Consider the following 26,372-nt stretch of genomic DNA (forward strand, 5'->3'; position numbering starts at 1 on the left):
CGGTTCCGGGAGGGTGGAACCATGACCGCCACCCATCCGCTCCACCGTCCCGTGCCCTTCATCGCCGTGTGCCTCTCGCTCGCCGTCGCGCTCGCGCTCGTGGCGACGCTCGCTGTGTGGGCGATCGTGGGCGGCGCGACCGCGTCGGCACTGCAGGGGTCCGAGCGCACCATCAGCAGTGACCCCGTGAGCGCCGTCTCCGCTGCCGCACCCTCTACCACCGCAACCACGTCCGGGAGCGCGCAGACCACCGCGACCACGTCCGGGAGCACCGCGGCCACCGCGTCCACCGGCACGCACGACGGGGCTGCCGCCCACGCTCGCTGAGCGGGATCACGGCCGGTCGCCAGCCGCCGAGCTGTGGCCCTACCGCTTTTACGTGCCATCGCCTAGCCTGTTTGCGGGGGGTGGACGATGCGGTCTCGCAAAAACAAGAAAGAAGTCCAATTTAAACGTGGGCTCGCCATGCTGGCATGCGGTCTCCTGGCGGTCACCGGGCTGGTGGTGACGGAACTGGCCTCCGCGCCGACGCCGGCGCAGGCGGCGGCCTCGGATCTGCTCGACTGCACGCCCTCGTCCCCGTACGTGTACAACCTGCGGAGCCCGGACCAGACCGTGGGCGGTCAGCGCGTGAATCGCGTCGAGCGGGTCAACGTCACGACGGGCGAGGTGGAGGTCATCGCGGACTTCTCGGCGGCCACCGCGCCCGACGACCTCGTCATCGAAGAGCAGGTCAACGGACTCGGCATTCGCAGAGACGAGCTGGGGCGCGGCCGCTGGCTGGTCTTCTCGACCAGCAACATCTCGGATCTGAGCGGAACGCGGAACGTCTATCAGTACGATCTGCTGACCGAGACGCTGGTCTCCACCCGCATCCCCGACGAGATCTGGTCGGCCGACTCGAACCACACGACCCGCCACGGCGCGGTCGACCTGAGCACCGGCATGTACTACACGGCGACGCACCGCAGCAACTCCGACGAGTTCACGCTCATCGCCTACGACCTCGATGCGGAGGAGGTGTGGCTCGCCGGCCACCTGCGCACTCCGGGCGCGACCGGCTCCAGCGGCGACATGGCCTTCGACTCGCTCGGCAACCTCTACTTCATCGTCGGCGGCCAGTCGGCTGCCCGGCAGTTCACCGCCCCGGCGGGGACGCTCCCGACCGAGCCGGGGCAGCAGATCGAGTTCACCCTGACCGACACGGGCGGCGCGGCCACGGACGACGCGGCCCCGCAGCAGCGGCCCCCGCTGTCGCGCACCAACGGCGTCGGCGTCGCCTTCGGGCCCTACGGGTATCTGTACGAGACCTTCGCCTCCGGCTTCCTCTACCGCGTCGACCCCTCGTCCGGCGTGATCGTCCCCGATGCGGCGGTGCGCCCGCAGGACGTCGCCCTCGTCGACCTCGGCCCAGCGCAGCCGGGCTCGACGGCGCGGGGCGGCTCCTCGACCGACCTCGCCACCTGCGCGTCCCCGAGCACCATCGAGGTCCGCAAGTTCGTCAACCACCGCGAGAAGGACAGCGACCAGTTCACCATGTCGGTGACGCGCGAGGACGGCGAGGCCGTCGGCGTCCCTGCCACCACGAGCGGCACGGAGAACGGGCTGCAGCAGGAGCAGGTGGGCCCGGTCGGGATCCTCACCCTGCGCGGGGACGGCAGCACCCCCTGGAGCTACACGATCTCCGAGACGGGCACCGGGGCGACCGACCTCTCCGACTACGACACGAGCTACCACTGCGTCGACCGCAACGACTCGTCGTGGGGCCCGTACTCGGGCAGCTTCGCCGGCTCCGAGGAACGCAGTTTCACGATCGAGACCCCCACGCGCGAGGCGGGGGCGGCGAGCCGCGCGATCGTGTGCACGCTGACGAATGCCGACCCCGGCAACCCCGTGGTCGTGAAGCAGTTCGACGACGAGACGCCGCGGGCGGCCGTCGACGATGTGACCTTCTCCGGGAGCTATCGCTGCGTGCTCGAATCGGCAGAGCCGGCCGTCGTGAACGAGGGCACCTGGACGGTGGAGGGCAGCGGGCCCGCGCTGCTGGTCCCGGAATCGGGTTCGACCACCGACGTGCCGATCGGCTCGGTGTGCGAGGTGAGGGAGGACGCGCTCGACGCAGGCGTCTTCCCCGATGACTCCTGGTCGTGGGGCGCCACCGTCTTCGCACCGGAGACCCCGGGCGATCCCGCGTCGGGAACCGTCACCATCACTGCGGAGGACACGCTCGCGAACACCGTCACCGTCACCAACTCGGCCCGGCAGGCCACGGCGCCGCTGCAGATCACCAAGTCGTTCGCGGACGGTGCGCCCGACTGGGTCGAGGAGGTCGCCTTCTCGGGGGCCTACGACTGCGCCTACGCGGGCCTCGACGGCGTGCGCGGCACGGACGACGACGTCATCAACACCGGCAGCTGGAGCATCACGGGCACGGGGGAGGCGGCCCTCGACCCCGAGGCGAGCGCGCTGCCGGTGAACTCCGTGTGCTGGATCACCGAGGACACGCCGTCCGACGACGAGCTCCCGGCGGGAGCGTGGCACTGGATCGCCCCGAGCTACGAGCCTGCCAGTGACGACGGCAGCTCCGCCATCGTGACGATCCGCGACGCCGCCGAGAATCGGGCGACCGTCACGAACTCCGCGAGCGGTCTCTCCATCGTCAAGGCATTCCCCGACGGCGCCCCCGAGTGGGTGCAGGAGATCACCTACACGGGCAGCTACCGCTGCGAGACCGGCACCGCGCAGATCACGGGCACCTGGTCCGTGACCGGGGCCGGGATCGCGGAGCTCAGCCCCGGCGAGGGGCAGCCCGCCGAGCTTCCGCCTGGCGCGAGCTGCAGCGCGAGCGAGGACACGCTCGACCCCGGGCAGCTGCCGGACGAGAGCTGGTCGTGGGGGACGCCCGCCATCACCCCCGACTCGGTCCTCGCCGGCTCCGATCCGGCGGCCAGCACGATCACCGTGACCAACTCGGTGTCGCAGGAGACGCCCGTCGTGTCGCTGAACATCGACAAGGCGCTGCCGGAGGGATCCCCGGCGTGGCTCGATCAGCTGCGCTACACCGGTGGATACTCGTGCGTCCTCGGCGACGAGGAGTACACGGGCACTTGGGCGGTCACCGGTGCGGGACCCGCGGTCCTCACCCCCGGGGAGGGCTCCTCCGCCGAGCTCCCCGTGGGAGCGCAGTGCACGGTCGAGGAGGACGCGCTTGATCCCGGGCTGCTGCCGGACGCCTCGTGGACGTGGAACGCCCCGGTGATCGATCCTCAGCCGCTGGAGCTGACGGCCGAGGGGGAGAACACCGTGACGGTGACGAACGGTGCCACGCAGGCCACCACCTCCCTGTCCATCGCGAAGGCGTTCCCGGAGGATGCCCCGTCGTGGCTGGGGGAGCTCTCCTACTCCGGCCGCTACTCCTGCGCCATCGGAACCCAGCTCGACACCGGCTCGTGGAGCGTCACCGGCGCGGGTGCCGCGACGCTGCTCCCCGATGAGGGGAGCTCCGCGGAGCTGCCCGTCGGCGCGGCGTGCACCGTCTCGGAGGGCGAGCTCGATCCGGCGCTCCTGCCGAACCCCTCGTGGGCCTGGCAGCCGCCGGTCATCGATCCGACGCCGCTGGTCCTCACCGCCGACGGCGCGAACACGGTGACGGTGACGAACAGCGCGTCGCAGGCGACCACCGGGCTCTCCGTCGTGAAGGCGCTCCCCGAGGGATCTCCCGAGTGGCTGCAGGAGATCACCTACTCGGGTGCCTACGCCTGCAGCACCACGGGAGAGGAGAACACGGGCACCTGGGTCGTCACCGGCGCAGGCGAGGCGCAGCTCGCGGCCGACCCGGGCACCAGCAGTGAGCTGCCCGCGGGTTCCTCCTGCGTGGTGACCGAGGAGCCTCCCGCCGAGGGACTGCTGCCGAACGCCTCGTGGAGCTGGGACCAGCCGCTCATCGATCCGGTGCCGATCGTGCTGTCGGCCGAGGGGCCGAACGTCGTCACCGTGACGAACGGGGCGACGCAGGCGACTGCGGCGCTGACCGTCGCGAAGGCCTTCGCGGACGGTGCGCCGGAGTGGATGGAGGACGTCGCCTACTCGGGGGGCTACGCGTGCGCGATCGGATCTGAGGAGTCGAGCGGCACCTGGTCGGTCACCGGCTCCGGGACTGCGGTGCTCGAGCCGTCGCCCGGCTCCGTCTCGCCCGCGGCGATCCCGGCGGGCTCCGCGTGCACGGTCACCGAGGACGCGCTGAACCCGGAGGATCTTCCGGACGAGCTCTGGTCGTGGGCCGAGCCGGTGGTGGACCCCGTCCCGCTCGTGCTCGCCGCGGACGCGGAGAACGTCGTGACGGTCACGAACAACGCCAGCCGGCTCCCCACCGCGGAGGTGGCGATCCGCAAGGCGTTCGCGGAGGGCTCGCCCGGGTGGATGGACGGGGTCGCCTACACGGGAGGCTTCGAGTGCCGCTTCGAGGGCGCAGTGTTCGCGGGGAGCTGGCGCGTCACCGGGTCCGGTGACGCGGTGCTCGCCCCCAGTGCCGAGGTGCCGCTCGGTGCCGAGTGCTCGGTGAGCGAGGACGCGCCCTCGGCGGAGGATCTCCCCGACGCCTCGTGGGCGTGGGGCGAACCGGAGGTGTCGCCGGATTCGCTCATCGTCGGCGAAGCGGCTTCGAATGTGTTCACCGTCACGAACAGCGCGATGAGGGTGACGGGCAGCCTGCAGATCGAGAAGGCGCTCGCGCCGGGTTCACCGGCCTGGCTCGGGGACATCACCTACACGGGCAGCTGGTCGTGCACCCTCGGTGAAGAGACCCGGGCGGGGAGCTGGTCGGTGACCGGGGCCGGGTCCGCCGAGTTGCGGCCGGCGGCCGAACTCCCCGTCGGTGCCGTGTGCACGGTGGCGGAGGATCCCCTCGACCCGGGCGAGCTCCCGGACGGCACCTGGGAGTGGGAGCAGCCGGTCATCGAGATCACCCGGATCACCATCGCCTCCGGGGCGCCGGAGACCCCGGTGGCCGTCGTGAACGCCGCGCGGCAATCCGATTCGCCGGCACCGGGTCCGGGGCCCGAGCCGCCGCATCCGGGCCCTGAGCCGCCGCATCCGGGTCCCGGCCGGATCGCCGAGACGGGCGGCGGGGACAGCGCGGGGCTGCTGCTGCTCCTGGCCGGGGCCGGGGTGCTCGCCGGAGCCGCGGTGCTCGCGCTCCGTCCGCGGCGGCGGTGACGCCGTGATGGTCGGGCCGGCTCCTGGTTAGCATGGAGCTGAGACAGCAGCGCCGCCACGTCGAAAGGTGACCGAGATGCGATCCAGCGAAACCAGCAGCGCCAGCGAAGCCGGCCGCGCGGCGCGCACCGCACGCCCCACGCTCGTCACCGGCTCCGTCGTGCTCGTCACGGGGGCCGCCGCCGGCATGGGGGAGCTGTACGCGCGGCGCGCCGCGAAGGAGGGGGCGCGGGCGATCGCGCTGTGGGATCTCGACGGGCCGCGGGCGGAGGCGCTCGCCGCCGAGCTGAGCGGCGGCGAGACCACGGCGCGCGCCTATGTCGTCGACGTTTCCGACCGTGAGGCGGTGCGGGAGGCGGCCGGGCGGACCGTCGCGGAGCTCGGCGTCCCCGACGTGCTCATCAACAACGCCGGCATCGTGCGCGGTGCGCTCTTCTGGGAGCACGACCCCGAGCGCGACATCGAGCTCACGATGCGCGTCAACACGCTCGCCCCCATGTGGCTCACGCGCGAGCTGCTCCGGGCGATGCTCGCCGATCGCGGCCGGCCGAAGCGCATCCTCAACATCGCCTCCGCCGCGGGCACGCTCGCCAATCCGCGGATGAGTGTCTACGCCGCCTCGAAGTGGGCGATGATCGGGTGGAGCGAGTCACTGCGCCTCGAACTCGCGCGCGAGGGCCACGGCCACGTCGCCGTCACGACGTTCTGCCCCAGCTACGTCTCCACGGGCATGTTCGCGGGCGCCCGCGGCCCGCTGCTCACCCCGATCATGACGCCGGTGCGGGCAGCCCGCGCCGCGTGGGAGGGCATGCTCGCGGGCACGCCGCTCGTGCTGCGGCCGTGGACGGTGAAGCTCGCGATGGCGTTGCGCGGGATCCTGCCCACGCGCGTGTGGGACGCGATCGCGGATCGCGTGTTCCACGTGTACTCCTCGATGGATCGCTTCACGGGACGCGGCTGAGGCTCCCTGGTGCCCCGGATCAGCTGATCCGGGGCACCAGGGAGCCTCAGCCGCGTCCCGTGAAGCGATCCATCGAGGAGTACACGTGGAACACGCGATCCGCGATCGCGTCCCACACGCGCGTGGGCAGGATCCCGCGCAACGCCATCGCGAGCTTCACCGTCCACGGCCGCAGCACGAGCGGCGTGCCCGCGAGCATGCCCTCCCACGCGGCGCGGGCTGCCCGCACCGGCGTCATGATCGGGGTGAGCAGCGGGCCGCGGGCGCCCGCGAACATGCCCGTGGAGACGTAGCTGGGGCAGAACGTCGTGACGGCGACGTGGCCGTGGCCCTCGCGCGCGAGTTCGAGGCGCAGTGACTCGCTCCACCCGATCATCGCCCACTTCGAGGCGGCGTAGACACTCATCCGCGGATTGGCGAGCGTGCCCGCGGCGGAGGCGATGTTGAGGATGCGCTTCGGCCGGCCGCGATCGGCGAGCATCGCCCGGAGCAGCTCGCGCGTGAGCCACATGGGGGCGAGCGTGTTGACGCGCATCGTGAGCTCGATGTCGCGCTCGGGGTCGTGCTCCCAGAAGAGCGCACCGCGCACGATGCCGGCGTTGTTGATGAGCACGTCGGGGACGCCGAGCTCCGCGACGGTCCGCCCGGCCGCCTCCCGCACCGCCTCACGGTCGGAAACGTCGACGACATAGGCGCGCGCCGTGGTCTCGCCGCCGCTCAGCTCGGCGGCGAGCGCCTCCGCCCGCGGCCCGTCGAGATCCCACAGCGCGATCGCCCGCGCCCCCTCCTTCGCGGCGCGCCGCGCGTACAGCTCCCCCATGCCGGCGGCGGCCCCCGTGACGAGCACGACGGAGCCGGTGACGAGCGTGGGGCGTGCGGTGCGCGCCGCGCGGCCGGCTTCGCTGGCGCTGCTGGTTTCGCTGGATCGCATCTCGGTCACCTTTCGACGTGGCGGCGCTGCTGTCTCAGCTCCATGCTAACCAGGAGCCGGCCCGACCATCACGGCGTCACCGCCGCCGCGGACGGAGCGCGAGCACCGCGGCTCCGGCGAGCACCCCGGCCCCGGCCAGGAGCAGCAGCAGCCCCGCGCTGTCCCCGCCGCCCGTCTCGGCGATCCGGCCGGGACCCGGATGCGGCGGCTCAGGGCCCGGATGCGGCGGCTCGGGCCCCGGACCCGGTGCCGGCGAATCGGATTGCCGCGCGGCGTTCACGACGGCCACCGGGGTCTCCGGCGCCCCGGAGGCGATGGTGATCCGGGTGATCTCGATGACCGGCTGCTCCCACTCCCAGGTGCCGTCCGGGAGCTCGCCCGGGTCGAGGGGATCCTCCGCCACCGTGCACACGGCACCGACGGGGAGTTCGGCCGCCGGCCGCAACTCGGCGGACCCGGCCCCGGTCACCGACCAGCTCCCCGCCCGGGTCTCTTCACCGAGGGTGCACGACCAGCTGCCCGTGTAGGTGATGTCCCCGAGCCAGGCCGGTGAACCCGGCGCGAGCGCCTTCTCGATCTGCAGGCTGCCCGTCACCCTCATCGCGCTGTTCGTGACGGTGAACACATTCGAAGCCGCTTCGCCGACGATGAGCGAATCCGGCGACACCTCCGGTTCGCCCCACGCCCACGAGGCGTCGGGGAGATCCTCCGCCGAGGGCGCGTCCTCGCTCACCGAGCACTCGGCACCGAGCGGCACCTCGGCACTGGGGGCGAGCACCGCGTCACCGGACCCGGTGACGCGCCAGCTCCCCGCGAACACTGCGCCCTCGAAGCGGCACTCGAAGCCTCCCGTGTAGGCGACCCCGTCCATCCACCCGGGCGAGCCCTCCGCGAACGCCTTGCGGATCGCCACCTCCGCGGTGGGGAGCCGGCTGGCGTTGTTCGTGACCGTCACGACGTTCTCCGCGTCCGCGGCGAGCACGAGCGGGACGGGGTCCACCACCGGCTCGGCCCACGACCAGAGCTCGTCCGGAAGATCCTCCGGGTTCAGCGCGTCCTCGGTGACCGTGCACGCGGAGCCCGCCGGGATCGCCGCGGGCGAGACGGAGCCGGGCGACGGCTCGAGCACCGCAGTCCCGGAGCCGGTGACCGACCAGGTGCCGCTCGACTCCTCAGATCCGATCGCGCACGCGTAGCCCCCCGAGTAGGCGACGTCCTCCATCCACTCCGGCGCACCGTCCGCGAAGGCCTTCGCGACGGTCAGCGCCGCAGTCGCCTGCGTCGCCCCGTTCGTCACGGTGACGACGTTCGGCCCCTCGGCCGACAGCACGATCGGCACCGGATCGATGAGCGGCTGGTCCCAGCTCCACGAGGCGTTCGGCAGCAGTCCCTCGGCGGGAGGCTCCTCGGTCACCACGCAGGAGGAACCCGCGGGCAGCTCACTGCTGGTGCCCGGGTCGGCCGCGAGCTGCGCCTCGCCTGCGCCGGTGACGACCCAGGTGCCCGTGTTCTCCTCTCCCGTGGTGCTGCAGGCGTAGGCACCCGAGTAGGTGATCTCCTGCAGCCACTCGGGAGATCCCTCGGGGAGCGCCTTCACGACGGAGAGCCCGGTGGTCGCCTGCGACGCGCTGTTCGTCACCGTCACCGTGTTCGCGCCGTCGGCGGTGAGGACCAGCGGCGTCGGATCGATGACCGGCGGCTGCCAGGCCCACGAGGGGTTCGGCAGGAGCGCCGGATCGAGCTCGCCCTCCGAGACGGTGCACGCCGCGCCGACGGGCAGCTCCGCGGAGCTCCCCTCATCGGGGAGCAGCGTCGCGGCACCCGCGCCGGTGACGCTCCACGAGCCGGTGTCGAGCTGGGTTCCGATGGCGCAGGAGTAGCGGCCGGAGTAGGAGAGCTCCCCCAGCCACGACGGGGCATCCTCCGGGAACGCCTTCGCGATGGACAGGGAGGTGGTGGCCTGCGTGGCACCGTTCGTCACCGTCACGGTGTTCTCCCCCTCGGCCGTCAGCTCCAGCGGCTGAGGATCGATCACCGGGGCGTTCCACGTCCACGAGGCGTCCGGCAGCAGCCCGGGATCAAGCGCGTCCTCCTCGACCGTGCACTGCGCTCCCACGGGGAGCTCGGCGGAGGAGCCCTCCCCGGGGGTGAGGACCGCGGGTCCCGCACCGGTGACCGCCCAAGTGCCCGTGTACTCCTCGTCGCCGAGGACGCACGAGTATCCACCGGTGTAGCGCAGCTGATCGAGCCACGCCGGGGATCCCTCCGGCAGCGCCTTGTCGATGTTCAGCGACACGACGGGCGTCTCCTGCGACACCGAGTTGGTCACGGTGATCGTGCTGGCCGCCGGATCGGAGCCGGCGAGGACCGAGTCGGGGGTGATGGCGGGCGTCCCCCACGACCAGCTCTCGTCCGGCAGCTGCCCGGGGTCGAGCGTGTCCTCGCTCGCGCTGCAGCTCGCGCCAGGCGGAAGCTCGGCGGGCTGCCCCTCGCCGGGGCTGAGCTCCGCGATCCCGGCCCCGGTCACGGACCAGGTGCCCGTGATCTGCGCGGTGCCGGTCTCGCAGCGGTAGCTGCCCGTGTAGGTGATCTCCTGCACCCACTCGGGGGCGCCGTCGGGGAATGCCTTGACGATGGAGAGACCGCTCGCGGAGTTCGTGACGGTCGCCCGATTCTCGGCGGCGTCGCGGATCGTCACGATGGCGGAGCTGCCGTCGTCACTGGCAGGCTCGTAGCTCGGGGCGATCCAGTGCCACGCTCCCGCCGGGAGCTCGTCGTCGGACGGCGTGTCCTCGGTGATCCAGCACACGGAGTTCACCGGCAGCGCGCTCGCCTCGGGGTCGAGGGCCGCCTCCCCCGTGCCCGTGATGCTCCAGCTGCCGGTGTTGATGACGTCGTCGTCCGTGCCGCGCACGCCGTCGAGGCCCGCGTAGGCGCAGTCGTAGGCCCCCGAGAAGGCGACCTCCTCGACCCAGTCGGGCGCACCGTCCGCGAACGACTTGGTGATCTGCAGCGGCGCCGTGGCCTGCCGGGCCGAGTTGGTGACGGTGACGGTGTTCGCGAGCGTGTCCTCCGCAGTGATGGTGACGGTTCCCGACGCGGGATCGCCCGGGGTCTCCGGTGCGAAGACGGTGGCGCCCCACGACCAGGAGTCATCGGGGAAGACGCCTGCGTCGAGCGCGTCCTCCCTCACCTCGCACACCGAGCCGATCGGCACGTCGGTGGTCGAACCCGATTCCGGGACCAGCAGCGCGGGCCCGCTGCCCTCCACCGTCCAGGTGCCCTCGTTCACGACGGCCGGCTCTGCCGATTCGAGCACGCAGCGATAGCTCCCGGAGAAGGTCACATCGTCGACGGCCGCCCGCGGCGTCTCGTCGTCGAACTGCTTCACGACCACGGGGTTGCCGGGGTCGGCATTCGTCAGCGTGCACACGATCGCGCGGCTCGCCGCCCCCGCCTCGCGCGTGGGGGTCTCGATCGTGAAACTGCGTTCCTCGGAGCCGGCGAAGCTGCCCGAGTACGGGCCCCACGACGAGTCGTTGCGGTCGACGCAGTGGTAGCTCGTGTCGTAGTCGGAGAGGTCGGTCGCCCCGGTGCCCGTCTCGGAGATCGTGTAGCTCCAGGGGGTGCTGCCGTCCCCGCGCAGGGTGAGGATCCCGACCGGGCCCACCTGCTCCTGCTGCAGCCCGTTCTCCGTGCCGCTCGTGGTGGCAGGGACGCCGACGGCCTCGCCGTCCTCGCGCGTCACCGACATGGTGAACTGGTCGCTGTCCTTCTCGCGGTGGTTGACGAACTTGCGGACCTCGATGGTGCTCGGGGACGCGCAGGTGGCGAGGTCGGTCGAGGAGCCGCCCCGCGCCGTCGAGCCCGGCTGCGCTGGGCCGAGGTCGACGAGGGCGACGTCCTGCGGGCGCACCGCCGCATCGGGGACGATCACGCCGGACGAGGGGTCGACGCGGTAGAGGAAGCCGGAGGCGAAGGTCTCGTACAGATACCCGTAGGGCCCGAAGGCGACGCCGACGCCGTTGGTGCGCGACAGCGGGGGCCGCTGCTGCGGGGCCGCGTCGTCCGTGGCCGCGCCGCCCGTGTCGGTCAGGGTGAACTCGATCTGCTGCCCCGGCTCGGTCGGGAGCGTCCCCGCCGGGGCGGTGAACTGCCGGGCAGCCGACTGGCCGCCGACGATGAAGTAGAGGTTGCCGAGCGAGTCGAAGGCCATGTCGCCGCTGGAGCCGGTCGCGCCCGGAGTGCGCAGGTGGCCGGCGAGCCACACCTCCTCCGCATCGAGGTCGTAGGCGATGAGCGTGAACTCGTCGGAGTTGCTGCGGTGCGTCGCCGTGTAGTACATGCCGGTGCTCAGGTCGACCGCGCCGTGGCGGGTCGTGTGGTTCGAGTCGGCCGACCAGATCTCGTCGGGGATGCGGGTGGAGACCAGCGTCTCGGTCAGCAGATCGTACTGATAGACGTTCCGCGTTCCGCTCAGATCCGAGATGTTGCTGGTCGAGAAGACCAGCCAGCGGCCGCGCCCCAGCTCGTCTCTGCGAATGCCGAGTCCGTTGACCTGCTCTTCGATGACGAGGTCGTCGGGCGCGGTGGCCGCCGAGAAGTCCGCGATGACCTCCACCTCGCCCGTCGTGACGTTGACCCGCTCGACGCGATTCACGCGCTGACCGCCCACGGTCTGGTCCGGGCTCCGCAGGTTGTACACGTACGGGGACGAGGGCGTGCAGTCGAGCAGATCCGAGGCCGCCGCCTGCGCCGGCGTCGGCGCGGAGGCCAGTTCCGTCACCACCAGCCCGGTGACCGCCAGGAGACCGCATGCCAGCATGGCGAGCCCACGTTTAAATTGGACTTCTTTCTTGTTTTTGCGAGACCGCATCGTCCACCCCCCGCAAACAGGCTAGGCGATGGCACGTAAAAGCGGTAGGGCCACAGCTCGGCGGCTGGCGACCGGCCGTGATCCCGCTCAGCGAGCGTGGGCGGCAGCCCCGTCGTGCGTGCCGGTGGACGCGGTGGCCGCGGTGCTCCCGGACGTGGTCGCGGTGGTCTGCGCGCTCCCGGACGTGGTTGCGGTGGTAGAGGGTGCGGCAGCGGAGACGGCGCTCACGGGGTCACTGCTGATGGTGCGCTCGGACCCCTGCAGTGCCGACGCGGTCGCGCCGCCCACGATCGCCCACACAGCGAGCGTCGCCACGAGCGCGAGCGCGACGGCGAGCGAGAGGCACACGGCGATGAAGGGCACGGGACGGTGGAGCGGATGGGTGGCGGTCATGGTTCCACCCTCCCGGAACCGCACCTCCCGCGCGTCACCCCCCGGTGCCGACCCCGTGGCACCCCAGTGCCATCCGCTCCTCGTTGACTGCGCCGAACTCAGCCCAGGAACGGTGCCGTCTGTCAGTATCCCGAAACGGACTTGGGGCGGAGTCGCCTGGGCGCTCATTCAGCAAGTCACCCGCTCGTGTCGAAGCTGACACTTTCGGCACAGTGTTCAGCGGTCAGACCATCGAATACGGCTCACGCGGCACGCCCCGTGATCATGCGAATCAGCAGGGCGATCATGAGGTCCTTCTCCTTCGGGTCGCTCATTGCGACCATGAGGGTAATCGCGGCGAGCGTGTTATTCGCAATGCACGGGGCGCCGCTATTGCTCGCCAGCATTCCGTTACGAGCGAGGAAGGTGATGAACAGTGCCGCCGCGCTGCGCTTGTTGCCGTCCGAGAGCGGATGGTCTTTGACCACCAGGTACAGCAGGTTCGCCGCCTTCTCTTCGACTGTCGGGTACAGATCCTGCCCGTCGAAACCCTGATAGATCGCGCCGACCACGCCGCCGAGCGCATCGCCACGCTCTCTGCCGAGCAAGCCGTCATCGGGAAACTCGTCAGCAACGTGCGCGATGACCGACCGGGCTTCGTCGAGAGTGAGCGTCCATCCGGGAACGACACAGGGCGCGGTGTCGATGCTGCCCTCGTCGTAGTCGCGCAGCAGGGTGAGGCTGGGGAGGTACTCCGCCAACACATCGGCAACCCCTGCAACCAGCTCATCGCTGGAACGGGAGAGAATCTGCACGATCTGACCGAGCTCTCGCAATCGTGATTCGTTCACGGCCACACCTTCGAGAAGGTACCGGCGGAGAACGTCCGTTGCCCACCGACGAAAGTACACGCCCTCGGGCGACTTGACACGGTAGCCGACGGAAAGGGCGAGGTCGAGGTTGTAGTGTTCGACCCGGTATGTCTTACCGTCGGTGGCAGTTGTCGCAAATTTTGCGACAACTGCCACGCCCTCGAGTTCCTCCCGCCTCGCGTTTGCGATGTGCTTACCGATGGTCTTCACGTCACGCCCGAACAGCGTTGCCAATTGCTGACGTGTGAGCCAAACGGTGTCGTGGTCGGCCCGGACTTCAAGCGAGACGGTGCCATCGTGAGAGGTGTAGAGTTCGAGGCTGCTCATGGCTCCAACGTACCTCCGACCACCGACATTGACCGGATTCGGCGCCGCCTCACAATCCTCTCCCCGGTGCCACAACCCGGCTAGCGCTCTTGCGGCCGTTGGTGCGCAGGGCCGCTCAACAGAGTCGGCGGCGGAGGAGGCAGTACTCCGTTGCCTTCGGGCCCTGGCCGATGTCGGTCGGCCGCGCGCCGAGCGCGAGGAGGCGGTCGAGTTCGGGCACCAGCTGCAGCGCGAGCACCGCAAGCCCCACTGCCAAGCCGTACCCAGAGATTCCCGCCCGCCCAGTATCGTCGACCGGCAGGGGCTCGGTCTCAGCAGCGCTGCACCCGACGCCACTCCACCGAGTGCTTGCCGCGGTGCTAACTTAAGAAGCATGCATGAGAAGCCTGTCCGCACTGCGCTTCGAGAGTTCGTTGCCGAGCGCGACTGGGGGAAGTTCCATACGCCGGAGAATCTGGCAAAGAGCATCAGCATCGAAGCGGGTGAACTTCTCGAGTGTTTTCAATGGGACGACTCGGGCCTTGGCTCAGCTGAGGACGAACTGGCCGATGTATTGACCTATTGCCTGCTTCTCGCAGATCGGCTAGGTCTCGACCCCGACGAGATCGTGCTTCAGAAACTCGAGAAGACGCGGGTGAAATACCCGGCGGCTGATGCCCGAGGCAGGAGCACTAAGTATGACCGCCTCTGAGGTCGAACGTCTCCCCTTTACTGCTGAGAGTGTACGCGCCTGGGGCGCGGTCGATCCCCGGCACCGGAACTGGCCCGTGGTCTACATTCTCAACAGCCATCGCGAGGTATACGTGGGGGAATCGCTCAACGTCGAAGCACGGATGCGTCAGCATCTCGATTCTCCCGAGAAGAGAGACCTCGAGTGGTTCCGTGTGGTCCTCGATGACACCTTCAACAAGTCGGCATGCCTTGACCTTGAGTCGTTCCTCATCAGGATGTTCTCCGGGGACGGCTACCTGAAGGTTCTTAACCACAACGCGGGGATCACGGACTCCGACTACTACAACCGCGAGACCTATCAGCAGGCCTTCCACGGTGTATTCGAGCATCTCCGCACCCAAGAACATCTGTTTCAGCGGACCCTGCCCGAGATCATCAACAGCGATCTCTTCAAGCTCTCACCCTTCAAAGCGCTGAATCACGACCAGGCAATCGCGGTCGAGGACATTCTCGAGGGGCTCTTCGCAGACCTCGAGCATGGCACTTCGAGCACGGTCATCGTGCATGGCAACCCTGGAACCGGCAAGACGGTGGTCGCGATCTACCTCCTGAAGCTGCTGGAGGACATCCGGGGACACGATCCGAAAGAGCCCATCGACAGCGACTCGATATTCAGCGACTTCTTCACACCGGGTCACGCGGACTTGCTGAAAACGTTGAAGGTCGGAATCGTCGTGCCTCAGCAGTCGCTTCGCGAGTCCATCGCCAAGGTCTTTTCTCTGACCCCTGGTCTCAGCAAAGACCTCGTCCTCACCCCTTACGGCGTCGGTGAGAGCGAGGAGCCTTTTGACCTGCTCATCGTCGACGAGGCTCACCGTTTGAATCGGCGCGCAAACCAGGCCTCGGGCCCCCTGAACCAGAAGTTCGCTGAAATCAATCGCAAGCTCTTCGGTCAGGACGACCTTCAGCTGACTCAGTTGGACTGGATCAGGAAGCAGAGCACACACACGATACTGATGCTCGACGCAGGCCAGAGCGTGCGTCCTGCGGACCTTTCGCCGGAGACGACGCGCGCACTCGTGAACGAAGCCTCCTTGACTGGCCGCATCTATCCGCTGCACTCGCAAATGCGGATCTCGGGCGGGCAGGACTACGTCGGCTACGTTCGATCCGTCCTCAGCGACGAGCCTCCGAAGAGCAGGATTTCATTCGAAGGGTACGATCTCCGACTCTTCTCGGACTTCGGAGAGATGCGGCGACAGATCCTGCTGCGTGAGGAAGAACACGGCCTCTCAAGGCTGGTGGCCGGGTACGCGTGGCCTTGGCGGAGCAAGCGAGACAAGGAGGCGTTCGACATTGAGATCTGCGGCGAGCGCCTTCGCTGGAACACCACGCAACGGGACTGGATCAATAGCCCGGGTTCGATCGAGGAGATGGGGTCGATCCACACGGTCCAGGGGTACGACCTCAACTACGCTGGCGTCACTTTCGGCAACGACCTCACGTATGACATCGCGTCCAAAAGGATCGTTTTCAACCGCGCCAACTATCACGACAAGAAGGGCCGTGAGAACAATCCGAAGCTCGGACTCACCTTCAGCGACGAGGACCTCCTGCGGTACGTCAAGAACATCTACACGGTGCTCTTGACCCGCGGAATACTCGGCACGTACATCTATGTCTGTGACCCGGCTCTTCGGGACTATCTCCGCAGCTACTTCTCAACGCAACTCACATGAAACCTGTCGGAGCATCTCCCCGCTTGCCACCAGAACAGGCACCTAAGGCACCTGCCCGGCACCCGCGCAACACCCCTCCACCAATGCCGTTGCACACCTCCTCCTTTCGAATTCGCGCGCATGCGGACCCCGAGTCCCCGCCAGCGCTTTGCGGCAGTTGGTGCGCAAGCAATGTCAGCCGAGTCGGCGGCGGAGGAGGCAGAACGCGTTGCCTTCGGGGTCCTGGAGGACGTGCCAGGACACTTCGGGGCCCTGGCCGATGTCGGCCAGCCGCGCACCGAGCGCGAGGAGGCGGTCGAGTTCGGCGTTCTGATCGCGGTCGGTCGGGTTGATGTCGAAGTGCAGGCGGAGCTTCCCGGTTTTGGGAGCCACGGACGGAACGAACACGAGCGTCGGCTGAACCCCGCCGAAGCCCGCTTCCGGGCCGATCTCGACGCCGTCGTCGTCCGCTTCGAGCACCGTGAAGCCGAGCACCTCGCACCAGAACTGCGCGAGCCGCTGCGGGTCGCGCGCATCGATCACGATCTCGGAGAGCCGGGCAGCCATGCCGTGCAGCCTACTCCCCACGCCGCCCGCACGACAGCGTCATTGAGCGCCGAAATATAAACGCCCGCTCAGGGGCTTCCCGGACGCAGGCGGGTCGCCCCAGGCGGGCGGCCCTCCCCGCACCGGCGAGGAAGGTCCGCCCACGTGAGCGGGGTCAGGCGGCGTGGGGGACGACCACGGCGCGGGCGGAGAGCTTGCCCTCGTGGAGCAGGCGGTAGGCGTCGAGCGCCTGATCCATCGGGAAGCGCTGGATGTCAGGCTCGATCTGGCCGGCGCGGTACATGGCGACGACCTCGTGCAGCTCCGACACCGAGCCCCAGTAGCTGCTGGTCAGCACCGACTCGTAGGGCGCGGTGAAGAACGACCACTCGACCACGCCGCCCGCGATGCCCACGACCTGCACCCGGCCGCCCACCGCAACGACCGACATGGCGAGCTTCAGCGTGGGAGCAGCGCCGACGAAGTCGAAGACCGCATCCACGCCGCGACCGCCGGTGGCCTCGCGGATCCTTGCCGCCTGGTCGTCGCCGCCCGGCACCGTCACGGCGCCGCGCGCAGCGGCCGCGTCCATCGCGGACTGCTTCATGTCGGTCGCGATCACCGTCGCCCCGGTGAGCGCCCGCAGGATCTGCACGGCGATCTGGCCGAGCCCTCCGAGGCCGACCACGAGCGCCGTCGCCCCGCCCCGGTTCAGCACCGGCAGCGCCTTCTTGATCGCGTGATACGGGGTGAGCGCGGCATCGGCGAGCGGGGCCGCGGCGACGGGATCCGCGTCGCCCAGCGGGATCAGGTGCCCGGCGGGCACGACCACGTAGTCGGCCATGCCGCCGTCGCGGCCGAGCCCGACGCCCTGCGCCGGGTTCGTGGCCGCGTTCTCGCAGTAGGTCTCCTCGCCGCGCGCGCACGCAGCACAGCGGCCGCAGCCCGTGGGACCGTAGACGAGGTAGGCGTCGCCCTTCGTGAAGCCGGTGACGCCCTCACCCACCTCCTCCACCCAGCCCGAGTTCTCGTGGCCGAGCGTGTAGGGCGGCTGCAACCCCGGCAGCCCCATCGAGGCGTCGAACTCGGCGAACAGCGACACATCGCTGTGGCACGCACCCGCGCCCGCAACCTTCAGCAGCACCTCCCCGGGCCCCGGCTTCGGCCGCTCGATCTCCTGCAGTTCGGGAAAGGTCTTCCAGTCGGTCAGTCGAACAGCGCGCATGCGTTCCTTCTTTCCTCGGCAGTGCGAAGGGCCCGGGCATTCGCGCCGCGCCCACCTCGATTCTCCTCCTCTCCCGGCCCTGGGTTCGCGGGCAGCGCAAACATGCCGCCCGCGATTGACGGAACCCCGATGGTGCACGCCCGCTCGTGTGCCCTGGGCGCCGCCGGCGGGCGGAGCCGTTTAGGCTGGGTGGGGCGGATCGAACCGCCGTCCCACGCCCAGCACGCAGAGGAGCGTCATGCCGCAGCTCATCCTCGTCCGGCACGCCAAGTCCGACTGGGGCGAGCCGGGCCTGCGCGACCACGACCGCCCGCTGAACGCCCGTGGCGAGCGCGACGCGCCGGTCTTGGCGGCGAGGCTCGCGGTGGCACGGGACGCGGACCCCGACGCGTTCGGGATCGCGCGCGTCCTCAGCAGCACCGCGCAGCGGGCGCGCAGCACGGCCGAGCACTTCGGCGCTGCGCTCGGGATCCCCGTGGAGTTCGATGAGGCCCTCTACCTGGCCCCAGCAGAGACGTTGCTCGCCACCGCTGCCGCCGCGAACGTCGACGGGGTGCTGCTCGTCGCGCACGACCCGGGGATCTCAGGCCTCGCCCACCGGCTCTCCTCCGGCGGCATCGACCGCATGCCCACCTGCGCGGTCGCCCGTTTCGCGTGGCGCGGCGGCACCTGGGCCGAGGCGATCACCCGCCCCGCCGAGGCGTGGAGCGTCGACGCCCCGCGGGAGGGACGGCGCGGCTGATCCGCGTCCGCGCGCTTCCCCGCCCGGGCCCGCCTCGGGCAGCCGCCGCGCGCCGGGTCCCTCCTCGGCGAGCACGTCGCCGGGGTTGAGCACCCGGCAGGTGCCGAGCGAGAGGCATCCGCAGCCGATGCAGCCGATCAGCTCCTCCTCCAGCCGCTCCAGCTCCCGCCGCCGCGCTTCGAGCCGGTCGTGCCAGCCGCGCGAGATCCGCCGCCAGTCGGCCTTGCCCGGCATACGGTCGTGAGGCAGGGCGGCGAACACCTCCTGCAGCTCCGAGAGCGGGATCCCGAACCTGCGCGCCGCGACGATGATGCCGATGCGGCGGAGCACGTGCCGGGGGTAGCGGCGCTGATTGCCGGCGGTGCGCGTCGCCGCGATGAGCCCCTGCTGCTCGTAGTAGCGGACCGCGCTCGGGGCGATGCCGGCGCGGCTCGCCACCTCCCCCACGGTCAGCAGATCGGTGGGCGAACGGCGCATCCCAGCCTCCTTGACTTCAAGTGGACTTGAAGTTCTAGCGTAGCGGACATGCGTGAACACTCTTCCGACAAGCACACCGACACCGGCACCGTCGAGGCCTCGCCCGCATCCCCGGAGGCCGTCACCGGGGATGCGGAGCCCAGCGCCGGGTCCGCCGGGGACGCACCTGCCCCGCCCGCCGCCAGCTGGGGCGCCCTCTTCGCGAAGCCCCACCGCACGGCGGTGATCGTCATGGCCGGCGGCGTCGCGCTCTACGCGATGAACCTCTACTTCACCGCATCCCTGCTCCCCTCCGTCGTGGCCGAGCTCGGCGGCAGGCAGTTCTACGCCTGGGCGTCCACGGCCTACCTCATCGCCGCGGTGACGGCGACCATGTTCACCGGGCGCGTGCTGGGCGCGCGCGGCAGCGGCGGCTCCTACGTCATCGCCTACCTCGTGTTCGCCGCCGGCACCGCGCTCGCGGCGTGCAGCCCGGCCATGCAGCTGCTCGTGGCGGGCCGCGCCGTGCAGGGGCTCGGCGCGGGGCTCCTCACCGGCCTCGGCTTCGCGACCATCCGCGCGGTGCTCCCCTCCGAGCTGTGGACGCGCGCGACCGGCCTGGTCTCCGCCATGTTCGGCGTGGGCACGCTCTTCGGCCCCGCACTCGGCGGCCTCTTCGCCCAGTTCGGCGCGTGGCGGGCGGCTTTCGCGGCGCTCGCGGGCGTCGCGATCCTGCTCGTCTTCGTCACCGCGCGCGCACTCCCCCGCGAGCGGCCTGAGCAGCCCGCGCGCACCCCCATTCCGTTCCCCTCGATCGTGGCGCTCGCCGTCACCGCCGCGCTGCTGAGCCTGAGCTCCACGCTCAGCGGCGCGTGGATCCCGCTGACCATCGCGGGCGCGCTCGCCCTGCTGCTCCTCTTCTTCGCGCTCGACGCACGCAACCCCAACGGGGTCCTGCCGCGGCTCGCCTACGTCCGCGGCAACCCGCTGAAGTGGGTGTACCTGACGGTGGCGGGTCTGTGCGCCGGGATCACCGCCGAGAACTTCATCCCGCTCTTCGGGCAGCAGCTCGCGGGAGCCAGCCCGATCGTGGCGGGGATCCTGGGCGCCGCGCCCTCCGTCGGCTGGACCACCGCGCAGGTGCTCAGCGTGAGCGCGGGCGAGCGCATGGCGCGCGCCCGCGTGCGGACGGGGCCGGTCGTGGTGGTTGCGGGCTTCGCGGCCTACGGGCTGCTGCAGCGCGCCGACGCGGGCTGGGCGGACCTGGCGATCTGGGCGGTGCTGCTGTTCCTCGCGGGCGCCGGCGTGGGCATGGCCTACCCGCACCTCTCGGTGGCGGCGATGCGCGCGAGCGACGACCCGGCCGAGGGTGCGAAGGCGGCCGCCGCGGTGAGCACGACGCAGCTCGTCGCCTTCACCCTGACGAGCGCGATTGCCGGCAATCTGCTCGCCTTCGGCGGTGACTCGCCGCTCGCCTCGGCGCAGTGGCTGATCCTCGGGGTGACGGCGCTGACGGCGCTCGGGATCCCGGCGGCGCTGCTCGCGATGCGGGGGCGGCGGGAGGCCGGACGGGAACGGGTCTGAGGGCGGGACCGGGATCCGGATCGGGGTCCCTGCGGATTCGCACTGATCCCGGCAGGAGTGCGCCGCACCCCGGGAGGGATCAGCGCCCGGCGGCCCCCTCGCCGAGGAACCGCGTCGCGAAACCGTCGAGGTCGCGGTAGATGGCCGACATCGCCGCAACCGCTCGTCCGGTGGCGAGGCCGACGGAGACGTGCGCCTGCGAGCCCCAGGTGGCGCCGTCGTGCAGGAGCACCGGCTCCCCCGTCGGTGCCGGGCCGGAGCCGCCGGGTGCAGTGGCCTCGCGGATCAGCCAGCAGTAGCCCACGCCCAGCCCGGGCCCGGCCGCGCGCTGGACGGCGGTCGCGCTCCGGATTCCCGCCGCGAGGGGCGTCGCGCCGGGATCTCGCACGGCGTCGAGCAGGCGCTCCAGATCGGCGAGCGACGACGCGAACATGCCCGCCCCCGGCATGTGATCCCGCAGGTAGGGCATCGGCATGCCGCGGCGGTTGTGCGGACGGGAGACGGCGTCCGCACCGCCCTCTGGCCGGTCGAGGCCGGTGCGGGTCATGCCGAGCGGGAGCAGCAGGCGCTCGCGGATCAGCTCTGCGAAGGGCCGGCCACTCGCGGCGGCGAGCGCGTCACCGAGCAGGCCGATGCCCATGCTCGAGTAGCGGAAGCCTCCGTCGGCGCGCGCCCGCGCTGCCGCGCGCGACAGATCCACCCGGTAGGCGGCCGGGCTCACGCCCCGCCACGGGTCGCGCCTGCTCAGCCCGAGCGCCCCGACGGCCTCTCGCGGCCCGAGGCGCGGCGGCGTGTTCGGCAAGCCGGAGTGATGCGTGGCGAGCTCCGCGAGCGAGGGGGCGCGATCCCGCCAGGGCAGGCGCTCCCCCGTCACCTCGTCGACCGGGGCATCGGGGTCCACCTCGCCCGCCTCGGCCAGCACTCCGAGCAGCGTGCCGGTGAGCACCTTGCTGACGGAGCCGATCTCGAAGCGGTCGCCGGCCGCCACGCCGGGGCGTGCCGTGCGGCACCAGCCGCGCTCGCCGCTCCGCAGCGACACCGCGAGCGGCGCGCGCGCCCGGCCGGCGAGCGCGCTCACCTCGGCGCTCACCGCGCCGAACGGTCGTGGTCTCCCCATGCCGATGCCTCCCTATTCGCCCCGCTAGGCCGCGCGCTCACGCCGCCCCGGTTCCAGCCAAGCAGCACTGAACTCGCGCCGCATCGGCCGGACGTGCGATCTTCCTCCCCCGCGCGAGGGAGTCGCGGCGCATCCCCGCGCATCGCGCGGCACCCGGGTGCCACGGACCGCGAGACCGGGAGGGAGCGCGTGACGGAGGAGGGCCTCCGCCTCAGCGCAGAGCGAGGCGGGTCTGGGTCTGGGCGGCGCCGCCCTCGCGCTTGAGCAGGCGCAGCAGCCGGTCGAGCGCGGCGGTGTCGCGCAGACGCACGCGCAGCAGGTAGTCGTAGGGACCGGTGACGTGCACCGCGTCGAGCACGCCGGGTGCCGTGTGCGCCCAGCGCAGAAACTCCTCGGAGTCGCGATCGGCCTGCAAGCGCACATCGACGAAGGCCTCGATGCCCGCCGGCCCCTCGGCGCGCGCCTCGCCGAGCAGCACGGTGAAGCCGGTGATGACGCCTGCCTCGCGCAGCCGCCGCACGCGCGCCGAGACGGCGTTGGTGCCGAGCCCCACCTGGCGTCCGATCGCGCTGTAGGCACGCCGAGCATCCTCTCGCAGGAGAGCGATGATCTGCTCGTCAATGGCGTCCACACCACGAATCATACTGCTCTGACCACGCACCTCTCTGTGTGAGGCGGGCCGGGTCCGCATGCTGAAGGCATGAATCTCGCGGCTGCGCTCTCCGCCGGGCTGGTGGCCGGGCTCGCCCTGGCGCTCCCGCTCGGCGCGGTCGGCGCGCTGCTGTTCGCCACCGGCCTGCGGCACGGCTTCGCTCACGGCTGGCCTGCGGCTGCCGGCGTCGCCTCCGTCGACGCGCTCTACTGCGCGCTCGCGGTCACGCTCGGGGCGCTCGCCGCTCCCGCGATCCGCGCCCTGGCGCCCTGGCCCGCCGTCGCGGGCGGCGTCGCGGTGATCGCGATCGCGGTGCTCGGCTTCGCGCGTGCCCGGCGTGCCGCGCCCGACGGGGACCCCGGAGCCGGGGTTGCGGTTCCGGGTCCCGGCTCCGGAACCGCCGTGGATCCCGGGTCACCGGATCCCGGCACCGATCCCGCCCCCGCGCCCGGCACCGCTTCCGCCCGCGGGCCCGTCGCGCCGCCCCGGCGCATGCGCCGGTATCTCGCCTTCGTGGCCCTCACGCTCGTCAACCCGCTGACGCTGCTGTACTTCGCGGCGATCGCCGCGGGCTCCGGCGAGCTGCTGGCGGGGACCGACGCCCGGATCGCCTTCACGGCCGGGGTGCTGCTCGGCTCGCTGCTGTGGCAGCTCGTCCTGGTCGGCGCGGGCGCGTTGCTGTCGGCGCGTCTGCCGCGCCGCGTGACGCGTCTCACGCTGCTCGCGGGGAACGTGCTCGTCGCGGCGCTCGGGCTCTCGCTCCTGTTGGGCGCGCTCAGCGGCTGAGCAGCGGCGCACCGAGCCGCCCGGCGGCCTCGCCGGGCGTGCAGAGCTCGGCGACGGCCTCGCGCCCGACGGCACCACGGGCGCCGAGCACCACGGCTCTCACGCGGCGGTCGTCTCCGCGCGGCGTCGGCGCAGCATCCCCAGGACCCGGAACAGGGTCGGGATCACGACGCCCACCGCGAGCGGCACCACCACGGCCAGGGTGAGTCCGGTCGAGAGCACGAGCGGCCACGCTGCGGTGAGGGGCCGCAGCAGCCACTGGGCGAGCAGGACGAGCGGGAAGATCCCGATCCAGGTCACGATCATGCGCACCGGCGCCGGGGGCATCGGCGGCGTCGAGGGCATCCGGGGCGTCTGAGCTGCCGCGGGCGTCGGGGAAGGCATCATGTGATCTCCAAACATTCGGTTGCATTTTGCAGCGTAGCGATCCGCCGCAACATCTGCAACCGTTCGTTTGGAGTTCGGCAACCGGCCGGTTGGACTTGCTAGGATCCCTGCATGGCCTGGGACACCGACGCGACGCAGCGGAAGCTGCTGCTCGCCGGAGCCCGGCAGTTCGCCGCGGCAGGCTTCGCGGGCGCCCGGATCGAGGCGATCGGCGCCGACGCGGGCGTGAACAAGGAGCGCATCTACCGCTACTTCGGCGACAAGCGCGCCTTCTTCGCCGCGGTGCTCGGACACGAGCTGGCGGGGCTGCTCGACGGCCTCGACGTCACCGGCACCGGAGCCGAGGCGATCGGTGATTTCGTTGCGCAGCTGCTCGACCGATGCGAGCGGCACCCCGAACTACCGCGGCTGCTGCTGTGGGAGAGCCTCGAGCTGGACGCCGCCGTCGCCATCGAGCAGCGCCGCCCGGTCTGCGCGCACAAGGTGGACGGGATCCTCACGGCGCTGCCCGCACTCGACCGCGGCCGCGCCGAGCATCTGCTCTTCAGCCTGATCGCGCTCGCGGTCGGCTGGTGCGAGCTCGGGAACCTCGGATCTGCCGTCGTCGGCGGGACCATGGAGTGGGAGACCCGACGCGCGACCGTCGTGGCGCACGCGCGCGCGCTCGCGACGGGGATGACGGAGGAGGCCGAGGCGTCCGAGGCCAGCGGCTCGCCGCGGAGCGCGGCGCCGGCCCCGCCGGCCGGCACGGCGACGCATCCGCCCCTCGCGGCGGAGGAGTCCCGCTCGTGACGATCCTGATCGATCCGCCGACGTGGCCCGCCCACGGCACCGTCTGGAGCCACCTCGTCTCCGACCGCGACGCCGCCGAATTGCACGCCTTCGCGAAGCGACTCGGGATCCCTCGCAGAGGCTTCGACCTCGACCACTACGACGTGCCCGCCTCGCTCACCGAGCGGGCGATCGCCCTGGGGGCGAGACCCGTCTCCGCGCGCGAGGTGCTGCAGGCGCTGCGCGACTCGGGTCAGCGCGTGCGCCAGGTGGACCGGCCCGTGATGGCCCCGGTGCGGCGGCGCCAGTATCTCGCCGCGGAGTGGGCCGAGCTCGGCCCGGCGTGCGGCGTGCGGCCGGCCCGCACGGACGCGTGGGCTCGGCTCGGCGAGGATCTGCTCGCCCGCTGGGCGGAGCCCCACCGCAGCTACCACAGCGAGGAGCACCTCGAAGACGTGCTGCTCGCCCTCGACCAGCTCGGGACCCGCGGCGAGCGCGTCCCACCGGAAACGCTCTTGGCGGCCTGGTTCCACGACGCGGTCTACTCCGGCGCCGCCGACGACGAAGCAGCCTCGGCGCGGCTCGCCCGCGAGGCGCTCGACTCGGCGGGACTCGACGCGGCGCTGGCTGAGCGCGTGGCGGCCTTCGTCGCCGAGACGGCTCCCGCCAGGGCGGTCCAGGATCCCGAGCACCCCCTCGCCCTGCTGCTCGACGCCGACCTCGCGATCTTCGCCGCCTCGAAGGCCCGCTACGAGCGCTACTCGCAGGCGGTGCGCACCGAGTACGCACACGTACCCGCAGCGGACTTCGCCCGGGGCCGATCCGAGATCCTGCGCGGCTATCTCGATCGCCCCGCCGTCTACCGCACCGAGGCGGCCCGGAACCTCTGGGAGTCCCGCGCCCGCGCCAACCTCGCCGCAGAGCTCGCCGCGCTCGCCAGCGGCTGAGCGCGACGAGTAACCACCGGCCGCCGTTCACCGACCCCATCGGCTTCCCAGCCACCCGCCATCACCGCCCACCCTTCACCGCCCTCGATCACCGGCGATCGACCACACCGAAAGGCCAGCTCATGCCCATCGCCTCCGTAGACACCGACCCGCAGGCGCTCACGCTCACCGTGGTCGCCGACTTCACCGTCCCGGTGCGCCGCCTCTGGGACGCCTACCTCGATCCCCGCCAGATCGAGCGCTTCTGGGGCCCGCCGACCTTCCCGGCCGTCTTCACCCGCCACGACGGCTTCCCCGGCGGACTCTCCCAGTACTGCATGACCGGCCCGGAGGGCGAGCGCAGCTGCGGCTACTGGGAGTGGGTCTCGGTCGAGGAGGGCCGCTCCTTCGAGGTCCGCGACGGCTTCGCCGCGGAGGGCGGTCAGCCGAACACGGAACTGCCGAGCATGCGCATGACCTTCGACTTCGCGGAGACGGCCCTCGGCTCGCGGCTGACGACCACCACGTACTTCAGCTCCCTCGAAGAGCTGGAGCAGCTGCAGGCGATGGGCATGATGGAGGGCATGCGCGCCGCGATGGGGCAGATCGACGCGGTGCTCGCAGACCTCAGTTCCTTCGCGGCCGGCGCCGGCACCGAGACGCAGCTCATCGGCGAGACCCAGGCCCGGGTCTCCCGCGTCGTGCGGGGCGCTCTCCCCGAGGTGTGGCGAGCCTTCACGGAGGAGGCGCTGCTGCGCCGCTGGCAGCTCGGCCCCGACGGCTGGGAGATGACCGTCTGCGAGACGGGCGCGGAACCCGGCACGGCGCTGCGCAGCGAGTGGCGCAATCTGGAGAGCGGGGAGAGCTTCGGCTTCGTGGGCTCCGTGGTCTCGGCGGCGCCGCCGCAGCGGCTCGTCAGCACGGAGCGCATGGTCTCCCCGAGCGACCCGGACGGGGCATCGAGGCCGGAGACGCTGAACGAGCTCACCCTGACCGCTTCCGAGGGCGGCACCCTCGTCGCGTATCTCATCACCTATCCGAGCGCCGAGGTGCGGGAGGCGGCACTCGCCACCGGCATGGCCGAGGGCATGGAGGCGAGCTTCGCGCGGCTCGAAGCCGAAGTCCTCGGCTGATCGGCGCACCCGCTCCCTAGCGCAACTCGGTTACATCCGGATGTTGGTTTTGTTTTGTTTCTACCCGTTTGTGTGTCAATATGGGGAACAATCATCGACCGACG

The 26,372-nt window shown here is 71.2% G+C and carries 20 protein-coding genes and 2 pseudogenes; 11 read left to right on the forward strand and 11 right to left on the reverse strand.

The window, feature by feature from the left end:
• The first annotated feature begins 21 nt into the window (after positions 1-21).
• The 3 genes from B4915_RS14105 to B4915_RS14115 all read left to right on the forward strand — a co-directional run bounded on the left by B4915_RS14105 (position 22) and on the right by B4915_RS14115 (position 6,175).
• Positions 22-327 carry a hypothetical protein gene (locus tag B4915_RS14105; RefSeq protein ID WP_105806458.1) on the forward strand — a complete coding sequence of 102 codons (306 nt, stop codon included), beginning with the start codon at positions 22-24 and terminating at the stop codon, positions 325-327.
• Positions 328-414: 87 nt separating this feature from the next.
• Positions 415-5,214, forward strand: coding sequence for a DUF5979 domain-containing protein (locus tag B4915_RS14110; protein WP_146120125.1), 4,800 nt, complete (start codon positions 415-417; stop codon positions 5,212-5,214).
• Between the two features lie 187 nt (positions 5,215-5,401).
• Positions 5,402-6,175: an SDR family NAD(P)-dependent oxidoreductase gene (locus B4915_RS14115; protein ID WP_425436382.1), complete on the forward strand. Its 774-nt coding sequence runs from the start codon at positions 5,402-5,404 to the stop codon at positions 6,173-6,175.
• A 46-nt stretch (positions 6,176-6,221) separates the two neighbouring features.
• On the opposite strand, the gene B4915_RS14120 is transcribed toward B4915_RS14115, so the two are convergent.
• From B4915_RS14120 to B4915_RS15050, 5 genes and pseudogenes are all read right to left on the reverse strand, one after another.
• Entirely contained in the window at positions 6,222-6,995 is a 774-nt protein-coding gene (locus tag B4915_RS14120; protein WP_425436382.1) for an SDR family NAD(P)-dependent oxidoreductase, read from the reverse strand.
• A gap of 187 nt (positions 6,996-7,182) precedes the next feature.
• Complete coding sequence (locus B4915_RS14125) at positions 7,183-11,982, reverse strand: DUF5979 domain-containing protein (RefSeq protein ID WP_146120125.1); 4,800 nt, start codon at positions 11,980-11,982, stop codon at positions 7,183-7,185.
• A gap of 87 nt (positions 11,983-12,069) precedes the next feature.
• A complete protein-coding gene (locus B4915_RS14130) occupies positions 12,070-12,375 on the reverse strand; it encodes a hypothetical protein (protein WP_105806458.1) in 306 nt (101 codons plus the stop codon).
• A gap of 242 nt (positions 12,376-12,617) precedes the next feature.
• On the reverse strand, positions 12,618-13,553 hold the full coding sequence (locus B4915_RS14135; protein WP_105806457.1) for a virulence RhuM family protein/type II toxin-antitoxin system death-on-curing family toxin: 936 nt from the start codon (positions 13,551-13,553) through the stop codon (positions 12,618-12,620).
• A 115-nt stretch (positions 13,554-13,668) separates the two neighbouring features.
• Positions 13,669-13,767 (reverse strand): annotated as a pseudogene (locus tag B4915_RS15050) (VOC family protein); the annotation flags it as partial.
• Between the two features lie 159 nt (positions 13,768-13,926).
• On the opposite strand from B4915_RS15050, the gene B4915_RS14145 reads away from it, so the two are divergent.
• Complete coding sequence (locus B4915_RS14145) at positions 13,927-14,244, forward strand: nucleotide pyrophosphohydrolase (RefSeq protein ID WP_105806456.1); 318 nt, start codon at positions 13,927-13,929, stop codon at positions 14,242-14,244.
• Positions 14,231-15,964 (forward strand): DUF2075 domain-containing protein, encoded by a 1,734-nt coding sequence (locus B4915_RS14150; protein ID WP_105806455.1) that lies wholly within the window; start codon positions 14,231-14,233, stop codon positions 15,962-15,964. Before B4915_RS14145 ends, B4915_RS14150 begins: the two co-directional genes overlap by 14 nt.
• Before the next feature lie 174 nt (positions 15,965-16,138).
• Here the strand turns inward: B4915_RS14150 and B4915_RS14155 are convergent, their stop codons facing one another.
• Both B4915_RS14155 and B4915_RS14160 read right to left on the reverse strand, forming a co-directional pair.
• Complete coding sequence (locus tag B4915_RS14155; protein ID WP_105806454.1) at positions 16,139-16,510, reverse strand: VOC family protein; 372 nt, start codon at positions 16,508-16,510, stop codon at positions 16,139-16,141.
• A gap of 154 nt (positions 16,511-16,664) precedes the next feature.
• Complete coding sequence (locus B4915_RS14160; protein ID WP_105806453.1) at positions 16,665-17,714, reverse strand: NAD(P)-dependent alcohol dehydrogenase; 1,050 nt, start codon at positions 17,712-17,714, stop codon at positions 16,665-16,667.
• Between the two features lie 238 nt (positions 17,715-17,952).
• On the opposite strand from B4915_RS14160, the gene B4915_RS15000 reads away from it, so the two are divergent.
• Complete coding sequence (locus tag B4915_RS15000; protein WP_105806452.1) at positions 17,953-18,456, forward strand: SixA phosphatase family protein; 504 nt, start codon at positions 17,953-17,955, stop codon at positions 18,454-18,456.
• Between the two features lie 48 nt (positions 18,457-18,504).
• Here the strand turns inward: B4915_RS15000 and soxR are convergent.
• Positions 18,505-18,933: pseudogene (gene soxR, locus B4915_RS14170) on the reverse strand (redox-sensitive transcriptional activator SoxR); the annotation flags it as partial.
• 48 nt (positions 18,934-18,981) lie between these two features.
• Here soxR and B4915_RS14175 point away from each other — a divergent pair.
• Positions 18,982-20,496 (forward strand): MFS transporter, encoded by a 1,515-nt coding sequence (locus B4915_RS14175; RefSeq protein ID WP_146120124.1) that lies wholly within the window; start codon positions 18,982-18,984, stop codon positions 20,494-20,496.
• 79 nt (positions 20,497-20,575) lie between these two features.
• Here B4915_RS14175 and B4915_RS14180 read toward each other — a convergent pair whose 3' ends face one another.
• Positions 20,576-21,613, reverse strand: coding sequence for a serine hydrolase domain-containing protein (locus B4915_RS14180; protein ID WP_105806451.1), 1,038 nt, complete (start codon positions 21,611-21,613; stop codon positions 20,576-20,578).
• Positions 21,614-21,824: 211 nt separating this feature from the next.
• A complete protein-coding gene (locus B4915_RS14185; protein WP_105806450.1) occupies positions 21,825-22,244 on the reverse strand; it encodes an Lrp/AsnC family transcriptional regulator in 420 nt (139 codons plus the stop codon).
• A gap of 69 nt (positions 22,245-22,313) precedes the next feature.
• On the opposite strand from B4915_RS14185, the gene B4915_RS14190 reads away from it, so the two are divergent.
• Positions 22,314-23,051, forward strand: a complete 738-nt coding sequence (locus tag B4915_RS14190; protein WP_105806449.1) for a LysE family transporter — start codon at positions 22,314-22,316, stop codon at positions 23,049-23,051.
• Between the two features lie 99 nt (positions 23,052-23,150).
• Here the strand turns inward: B4915_RS14190 and B4915_RS14195 are convergent, their stop codons facing one another.
• Positions 23,151-23,396: a putative antibiotic biosynthesis monooxygenase gene (locus B4915_RS14195; protein WP_105806448.1), complete on the reverse strand. Its 246-nt coding sequence runs from the start codon at positions 23,394-23,396 to the stop codon at positions 23,151-23,153.
• 153 nt (positions 23,397-23,549) lie between these two features.
• On the opposite strand from B4915_RS14195, the gene B4915_RS14200 reads away from it, so the two are divergent.
• The 3 genes from B4915_RS14200 (at position 23,550) to B4915_RS14210 (ending at position 26,268) form a co-directional block, all read left to right on the forward strand.
• Positions 23,550-24,230, forward strand: a complete 681-nt coding sequence (locus B4915_RS14200; RefSeq protein WP_105806447.1) for a TetR/AcrR family transcriptional regulator — start codon at positions 23,550-23,552, stop codon at positions 24,228-24,230.
• On the forward strand, positions 24,227-25,156 hold the full coding sequence (locus tag B4915_RS14205) for a DUF4031 domain-containing protein (RefSeq protein WP_105806446.1): 930 nt from the start codon (positions 24,227-24,229) through the stop codon (positions 25,154-25,156). Before B4915_RS14200 ends, B4915_RS14205 begins: the two co-directional genes overlap by 4 nt.
• A gap of 122 nt (positions 25,157-25,278) precedes the next feature.
• Positions 25,279-26,268: an SRPBCC family protein gene (locus B4915_RS14210; protein WP_105806445.1), complete on the forward strand. Its 990-nt coding sequence runs from the start codon at positions 25,279-25,281 to the stop codon at positions 26,266-26,268.
• Positions 26,269-26,372: the final 104 nt, after the last annotated feature.

Source organism: Leucobacter massiliensis (assembly GCF_002982315.1).
Classification (GTDB): domain Bacteria; phylum Actinomycetota; class Actinomycetes; order Actinomycetales; family Microbacteriaceae; genus Leucobacter; species Leucobacter massiliensis.

Excerpts from the sequence above, each read along its gene's own strand:
- B4915_RS14105 (WP_105806458.1), top strand. The coding sequence starts at position 22 with ATGACCGCCACCCATCCGCTCCACCGTCCCGTGCCCTTCATCGCCGTG.
- B4915_RS14110 (WP_146120125.1), top strand. The coding sequence starts at position 415 with ATGCGGTCTCGCAAAAACAAGAAAGAAGTCCAATTTAAACGTGGGCTC.
- B4915_RS14115 (WP_425436382.1), top strand. The coding sequence starts at position 5,402 with ATGGGGGAGCTGTACGCGCGGCGCGCCGCGAAGGAGGGGGCGCGGGCG.
- B4915_RS14120 (WP_425436382.1), bottom strand. The coding sequence starts at position 6,995 with ATGGGGGAGCTGTACGCGCGGCGCGCCGCGAAGGAGGGGGCGCGGGCG.
- B4915_RS14125 (WP_146120125.1), bottom strand. The coding sequence starts at position 11,982 with ATGCGGTCTCGCAAAAACAAGAAAGAAGTCCAATTTAAACGTGGGCTC.
- B4915_RS14130 (WP_105806458.1), bottom strand. The coding sequence starts at position 12,375 with ATGACCGCCACCCATCCGCTCCACCGTCCCGTGCCCTTCATCGCCGTG.
- B4915_RS14135 (WP_105806457.1), bottom strand. The coding sequence starts at position 13,553 with ATGAGCAGCCTCGAACTCTACACCTCTCACGATGGCACCGTCTCGCTT.
- B4915_RS14145 (WP_105806456.1), top strand. The coding sequence starts at position 13,927 with ATGCATGAGAAGCCTGTCCGCACTGCGCTTCGAGAGTTCGTTGCCGAG.
- B4915_RS14150 (WP_105806455.1), top strand. The coding sequence starts at position 14,231 with ATGACCGCCTCTGAGGTCGAACGTCTCCCCTTTACTGCTGAGAGTGTA.
- B4915_RS14155 (WP_105806454.1), bottom strand. The coding sequence starts at position 16,510 with ATGGCTGCCCGGCTCTCCGAGATCGTGATCGATGCGCGCGACCCGCAG.
- B4915_RS14160 (WP_105806453.1), bottom strand. The coding sequence starts at position 17,714 with ATGCGCGCTGTTCGACTGACCGACTGGAAGACCTTTCCCGAACTGCAG.
- B4915_RS15000 (WP_105806452.1), top strand. The coding sequence starts at position 17,953 with ATGCCGCAGCTCATCCTCGTCCGGCACGCCAAGTCCGACTGGGGCGAG.
- B4915_RS14175 (WP_146120124.1), top strand. The coding sequence starts at position 18,982 with ATGCGTGAACACTCTTCCGACAAGCACACCGACACCGGCACCGTCGAG.
- B4915_RS14180 (WP_105806451.1), bottom strand. The coding sequence starts at position 21,613 with ATGGGGAGACCACGACCGTTCGGCGCGGTGAGCGCCGAGGTGAGCGCG.
- B4915_RS14190 (WP_105806449.1), top strand. The coding sequence starts at position 22,314 with ATGAATCTCGCGGCTGCGCTCTCCGCCGGGCTGGTGGCCGGGCTCGCC.
- B4915_RS14195 (WP_105806448.1), bottom strand. The coding sequence starts at position 23,396 with ATGCCCTCGACGCCGCCGATGCCCCCGGCGCCGGTGCGCATGATCGTG.
- B4915_RS14200 (WP_105806447.1), top strand. The coding sequence starts at position 23,550 with ATGGCCTGGGACACCGACGCGACGCAGCGGAAGCTGCTGCTCGCCGGA.
- B4915_RS14210 (WP_105806445.1), top strand. The coding sequence starts at position 25,279 with ATGCCCATCGCCTCCGTAGACACCGACCCGCAGGCGCTCACGCTCACC.